Annotated in this window: 4 protein-coding genes and 2 pseudogenes; 4 read left to right on the forward strand and 2 right to left on the reverse strand. The window is 58.2% G+C overall.

Translation table 11 applies throughout. The features are described 5' to 3' along the window. A partial coding sequence (locus VMU57_RS00835) for a radical SAM protein (RefSeq protein WP_325379806.1) occupies positions 1-1227 on the forward strand: 1227 nt, incomplete at its 5' end. After that, the gene (locus VMU57_RS00840) at positions 1220-2038 is read left to right on the forward strand and encodes a class I SAM-dependent methyltransferase (RefSeq protein WP_325379808.1); all 819 of its coding nucleotides are present in this window, start codon (positions 1220-1222) and stop codon (positions 2036-2038) included. The genes VMU57_RS00835 and VMU57_RS00840, both read left to right, overlap by 8 nt. A gap of 119 nt (positions 2039-2157) precedes the next feature. On the opposite strand, the pseudogene VMU57_RS00845 reads toward VMU57_RS00840, so the two are convergent. Together VMU57_RS00845 and VMU57_RS00855 are read right to left on the reverse strand one after the other, a co-directional pair. After that, a pseudogene (locus VMU57_RS00845) lies at positions 2158-4541 on the reverse strand (heavy metal translocating P-type ATPase). Positions 4542-4686: 145 nt separating this feature from the next. Continuing rightward, entirely contained in the window at positions 4687-5259 is a 573-nt protein-coding gene (locus tag VMU57_RS00855) for a sigma-70 family RNA polymerase sigma factor (protein ID WP_325379814.1), read from the reverse strand. Positions 5260-5317: 58 nt separating this feature from the next. Between VMU57_RS00855 and VMU57_RS00860 the strand changes: the two genes are divergently transcribed. Both VMU57_RS00860 and VMU57_RS00865 read left to right on the forward strand, forming a co-directional pair. Then, positions 5318-5617, forward strand: a complete 300-nt coding sequence (locus VMU57_RS00860; RefSeq protein WP_325379816.1) for a TIGR03435 family protein — start codon at positions 5318-5320, stop codon at positions 5615-5617. A 298-nt stretch (positions 5618-5915) separates the two neighbouring features. Beyond that, positions 5916-6263: pseudogene (locus tag VMU57_RS00865) on the forward strand (hypothetical protein); the annotation flags it as partial.

The following is a 6263-nucleotide window of genomic DNA, read 5'->3' on the forward strand; positions in this document are numbered from 1 at the left end:
TGCCTCGGCATCATCGAGGTTAACAGCAACTGCAACATGAACTGCCCCCTCTGCTTTGCATCAGCCCGTCCCGGCTTCAGCCTTACGATGGAGGAAGTAGAAGCGATGCTTGACGACTTCATCCGCACCGAAGGCGCACCGGAGGTCATTCAGTTCTCCGGCGGTGAGCCAACGATTCATCCGCAGATTCTGGACTTCGTTCGCGCAGCCAAGGATCGTGGCATTCCGTTCACCATGATCAACACCAACGGAAAGCGCATCGCGCACGATGACCGATTCCTCGCCGAGTTGAACGAGGTTCGTCCCTCGCTCTACTTCCAATTTGACGGTTTCGACTCCGAGACGTATCGCATCATTCGCGGTGAGCCGGATATTCTGGCCGAGAAACTCCTGGCGTTGGATCGGCTTGCAGCCATTGGCCTGAATGTGACGCTGGTACCCGCCATCGAACGGGGGGTCAACGAGCATGAGATCGGCAAGATCATCGACTTCGCCATCAAGCACCCGGCGGTGCGCGGAATCAACTTCCAGCCGGCCTTCCATGCTGGCCGACACATGCAGCACGACCCGATGCAGCGCATCACGATTCCAGACATCGTCAAGATGATCGAAGAGCAGACGGAGAAGAAGTTCATCGTCTCTGATTTCATCCCTGTTCCATGTTGCTTCCCGACCTGCAATTCCGTCACATACGCATTCATCGACGGGGAAAAAGTTACTCCGCTCTCCCGCATCGTCAATGTCTATGAGTACCTCGACTACATTACGAACCGCGTGATGCCCGACTTCAGCCTTGAGATTAAGAAGGCCCTGGAAGGCCTCTGGTCTTCTTCATCAGTGTCAGGTTCCCAAAAGTCAGCGGAGCAGTTCTCGGTCTCCTGCCAGGCCTGTGGGCTTCCTGAAAGTCTGACGGTCGGAGACATCGCACAAAATATGCTGATGATTATGCTGACGGATTTTATGGACCCGTGGACGTTCAACCAGAAGAACTTGATGAAGTGCTGCAAGGAGTTCCTCTTGCCGGGAGGCAAGCAGGTTCCGTTCTGTTCCTACAACACGATCGGCTATCGCGAGCAGGCCCGAGCCCAGTTAGACGCGATGGAGCCGGAACGTCGCCGGTCCCGGCACGAGAGCACGCCCTACCTCGTTAAGCCGGTTGAGTTTGATATGACAGCCAAGCCTCATCCGACGCTGACCTCAATCGAGAGGGTGCCTTCGAATGACTGAGACTCGACCTGCCGATTCAACAGACATCAAGCAGTGCTGCGCGAACGTTTATGGCAGCGACGCGGCCAAGTATCTTCTCGGCGATAGCTTCCACCCCGGCGGTTTGCCACTCACCGAGGAGTTGGCATCCCTGCTGGCTTTGAGTCCTGCCGGCCTTGTCCTCGACGTCGCCTCGGGAAAAGGCACGACGGCCTTCTTCCTTGCCGAGAGATTTGGATGCCGCGTGATCGGAGTGGACCTCAGTGACCAGAATGTACTCGAGGCGCGTACCCAGGCAGCGTCGCGCGGCCTGAGTGCGTTGGTAGAGTTTCGTTTGGCAGATGCCGAGGCGTTGCCGTTCGATTCCGAATGCTTCGACGCAATCGTTTGCGAGTGCGCCTTCTGCACATTCCCCAGCAAGCAGACAGCGGCCTCCGAGTTCGAGCGCGTCCTCAAGCCCGGAGGACGAGTGGGCATCAGCGATATCACTAGAGATGGCGCGTCCCTTCCGGAGTTGGACGGACTGCTTGCGTGGATTGCCTGCATCGGGGATGCCCAGCCCCTTCAGAGCTACGCTGACTGGCTGGCGGCCAGCGGGCTGCGCGTTGCGAAGGCCGAGCAGAGGAACCACTATCTACAGGAGATGGTCCAGAGCATACGGACAAAGCTGCTGACGGCAGAAATCATGATTGGCTTGAGAAAGTTAGAACTGCCAGGGTTAGACCTGAGTCAGGCCAAGGCGTTTTCCAAGGCCGCGCAGGAAGCAATTGCAGCCAATCACCTTGGATACGGGATTGTTGTGGCGACGAAGGCTGCAACCGAAGGCTTGTAGCGAGCGCTCAAAGCTGAATGCTGCCAGCAATTACGCCAGGCCGCTAGTTCTGTGACAGCTACGAGGTGCGGCCACGGTTGCAATGTGTTGCAGCCTCCGACTCCGGCCACGAGCCTTATTTATAGCTTTACCGCCCTCAGCCTGAGCGCATTCGTAATCACGGACACCGAGCTGAAACTCATGGCCGCAGCGGCGATCATTGGATTTAAGAGTAGTCCGAAGATCGGGTAAAGAACGCCAGCCGCGAGCGGCACTCCGAGCGCGTTGTAGAAGAAGGCAAAGAATAGATTCTGCCGAATATTGGACATGGTCCGCTGGCTCAACCGGCGTGCCTTGACGATTCCGCGCAGGTCGCCCTTCACCAGGGTGATGCCGCCGGTCTTCATCGCGACGTCCGTACCGGTTCCCATGGCGATCCCTACATTCGCCTGTGCGAGCGCGGGAGCGTCGTTCACGCCGTCCCCAGCCATGGCTACGATCGCGCCCTCCGCCTGCAGCTTCTTGACTACGTCTGCCTTCTTCTCTGGTAGCACGTCAGCCTCAAAATCGATTCCCAGCTTCGCTGCAACTGCCGCAGCAGTCGTGTGGTTGTCCCCGGTCACCATCAGGACACGGATGCCTTCCTCCTTTAACTGCTGAATGGCGTCGAGGGTTGTATCTTTGATTGGGTCGGCGACGGCTATCAGCCCCGCGAACTTCCCGTCCGACGCAATAAACATCACGGTCTGCCCCTCTTTTTGGAGCGCAGCAGCTTTATCGTTCAGCGCATCAGATGTAGCGCCCAGGTCCGCCATCAGGGCTGCGTTGCCGATGCCAACATGCTTCGATTGCAATTGTCCGGTGACGCCTTTCCCGGTAATAGACTGAAAATTGGTCACGGCGAGTAACTCAATCTCCTTCTCTTTCGCGCCAGCCAGGATGGCCGCCGCAAGCGGATGTTCGCTCGCCTTTTCGAGACTTGCAACCATCTGGAGGAGTTGTATCTCGTCGAAACCTTCCGCAGGAATCACCGATGTGAGACGCGGCTTGCCTTCGGTGAGCGTGCCAGTCTTGTCCACGACCAAGGTATTCACCTTCTCGAACGTCTCCAGCGCCTCGGCATCTCGGATCAGAATCCCTTCCGCTGCACCGCGACCCGTCCCCACCATGATTGCCATTGGAGTTGCCAGCCCCAGTGCGCAAGGGCAGGCGATGATGAGGACTGCGACGGCGTTTACCAGAGCGTGCGCATACGCTGGCGGAGGACCGAAGATGGCCCAGACGATAAATGTGATGACAGAAGACACCAAGACTGCCGGAACAAACCAGGAAGCGACTTTGTCTGCCAGCCGCTGGATAGGCGCACGGGAACGCTGGGCTTCGCTCACCATCCGCACGATCTGAGCCAGCAGCGTGTCCGCACCGACTCTCTCTGCCCTCATCACGAAGCTTCCGGTTCCGTTGATGGTGCCGCCGACTACCTTGGCATCGACGGTCTTCTCGACTGGGATAGGTTCGCCGCTGACCATCGACTCGTCCACCGAACTTCGTCCTTCGGTCACAACTCCATCTGTTGGAATTTTTTCGCCTGGACGAACACGAAGCTTGTCGCCCACCTGAATCGCGCTCAGATCGACATCGATATCGGTTCCGTCTGCGTCAATGCGCCGCGCGGTCTTGGGAGCCAGTCCCAGCAGCGCCTTGATCGCGCCGCTCGTCTGGCTGCGGGCCTTCAGCTCCAGTACCTGGCCGAGCAGAACCAGGACGGTGATGACCGCCGCTGCCTCAAAGTAGAAGCCAAGATTGCCCGACCTATCGCGAAAAGCTGCCGGAAAGATGCTCGGCGCAACAACGGCGGCGACGCTATAGAGATAGGCGGATCCGGAACCGATCGCAATCAGTGTGAACATGTTGGGGCTGCGGTGGATGACCGACTGCCAGCCTCGCTCGAAGAATGGCCAGCCTGCCCAAAGGACTACCGGCGTCGCGAGAGCAAATTCAATCCAGCCGAGCAGGGCTCCCGACAGCAGATGTTGAATCGGATGACCCGGCAGGATGTCCGAAACCATCACCGCGAGCAGTGGAAGCGTGAGCGCTGCCCCGATCCAGAAGCGCCGCGTCATGGAGACCAGTTCAGGATTCTCGTCGCCGACTGAGACCGTGCGCGGCTCCAGCGCCATTCCGCAGATAGGGCACGAGCCCGGCGCATCGCGCACAATCTCCGGATGCATCGGGCAGGTGTACTCCGTTCGTGACGAGGGAGCTTCGATGGTCGCTGGCTCGAGCGCCATGCCGCACTTTGGACAACTGCCCGGCCCCGACTGGTGTATCTCGGGGTGCATCGGGCAGGTGTAATCAGCCTTCGGGCTCTCTTTCGCGATCGATTGGATCAATGGGCGGCCTGCTTTCGCTGGAGATACTGGGCTGGGTCACCGCGGAACCTCGCAGCGCATCCCTGGCAGCAAAAATAGAACTTCGTTCCGCCATTTTCGACGGACGGTGCATTGGCAGGATCAACCGTCATCCCGCAGACCGGATCGGTCGTTGGCGGGCTCGTCGGTTCAACGGTTGTCCGGGTGGTATTCATGGGGTCTTTGTTCGATTTAGAGCAGCAGCACATATTGCCTCCTCGTTCCTGTACTGTTGCTGACGCATGAGCAGGCACAGTCTTACAGTTGGCTTCGCCGGCAGGTGCAATCGAGACATTTGTGTTCGGCGCAGGCGCCACAGACGGTCGTAAGTTTCTTTGCGACCGCCTTTCGGGCACGGTGCAGCCGTACCGAGGCGTTGTTAGCCGATATCTGCTGAGATTGAGCGAACGCTTCTACGGTCGCGCCACCGAGGTCCACCTCTTCGATCGCCGTGCGGTATTCGCTCTTCAGGTCGTGGATCACGTCCCCGATGCAGGCGCAGGCTGTCTGCGCAATCTCGGCTTCGTAGCTGAGGGGTGCTTCTGCCGCGAACGCATCCTGGGCGTTGGTCCGAGCAGCTCGCCTCCGATAGTGATCCGTTACCGCGTTGCGAAGAATGCGATAGAACCAAGCGACCGTGCTCTCGGCGTCACGGATCTCGGAGCCGTGCTCCACAGCCTTCAGGTATGCCGACTGGAGGATGTCCTCGGCAGCCGCCTTGTCTTCAACGCGGGCGGACAGAAAGCTCAGGAACTTGGCCTGGTGAGCTGTAATGCGCCTGAGTGGATCGGAAAGGCCAGCGGTAGTTATGGTGACCTCATTAGTGAGCATGTCTCGCCTCTCTCCGCGATAGAGACCCCGGACTCCTCAAGGATAGGTCAGAAACTCCATGCGGGTCGATCATTTGGATACACAAGCTCTCCTCCTCACAAAGCAACAGCAGCTCGCCGAACTCCTTGGGGCACATTTCGACCGTCACGTTGTCGACCACACTGGCTTAACTGCTGCGTACACCTTCTCCCTTCCGGTTGCGCAGGGAGACGACAATGATCCCAAGGCGGACAGTCCCACAGAGCAGGATCTCTCGACCGCTGAATGCCTCGCTGAACTCGGCTTGCGCTTGAAGACCGCCAAAGAGCCTGTTGAACGGCTATCCATGGACGACATCGAGCGCCCGCCCGAGAACTAGCAGAGTTTGTAGCTCCAGAAATACGGTGTTTTCGGAAACTACGAGGTAGTGGCCTTCTCCGGCCTGTCAATAAGTGCATAATTGCCAAGTCACTCATCGAGAAAGATCGAGATTGCAGGCGAGGTTCCCCCAAGGTCGTTTCGACAACTTTGATCGCCCGCGACCAGCTTGTGGGGTACCTATGAAACAGGTGGCGGGATAACTTTGCAGCGCCACTCACCAAGTGGCGCGACTACCTTGCACTGGGTAGCGGCATAACAGTGCAGCCAGCAATAACGCCTCTTTGATTCTCGACGCCATGGCGATCGAGGAAGCAGCGCTTGGGTTTACGAATCGCTGGTACGCATCCGCAATCAAGTATGCCTCTCCGTTGAATCTGTCGAGCGGCCTCATGATCCGCGTCATTACTGCGCCCTTCTTCCTTGGCACCAAGATGGAAGCATTTCGCACAAGAGGCAAGATGGACTTTCAGGCCAGCCACGATCTTGAAGATTTCGTGGCCGTGATCAAAGGAAGAGACACCCTTCTGGAGGAGCTTCGGATTGCTCCGCCAGAACTCCGCGCCTATCTTGCGGATGCCGCCAAGTCGCTGCTCGCCGAGCGGCGCTTCATGGACGTGCTGTCGGGATTTGTACTGAATAGTGGG

This window comes from Edaphobacter sp. (assembly GCF_035532915.1).
In the GTDB taxonomy this organism is placed as follows: Bacteria; Acidobacteriota; Terriglobia; order Terriglobales; family Acidobacteriaceae; genus Edaphobacter.

What these genes read in the sequence shown, in the direction of transcription:
- VMU57_RS00860 (WP_325379816.1), top strand. Translation starts at nt 5,318, where the DNA reads ATGCGGGTCGATCATTTGGATACACAAGCTCTCCTCCTCACAAAGCAA.
- VMU57_RS00840 (WP_325379808.1), top strand. Translation starts at nt 1,220, where the DNA reads ATGACTGAGACTCGACCTGCCGATTCAACAGACATCAAGCAGTGCTGC.
- VMU57_RS00855 (WP_325379814.1), bottom strand. Translation starts at nt 5,259, where the DNA reads ATGCTCACTAATGAGGTCACCATAACTACCGCTGGCCTTTCCGATCCA.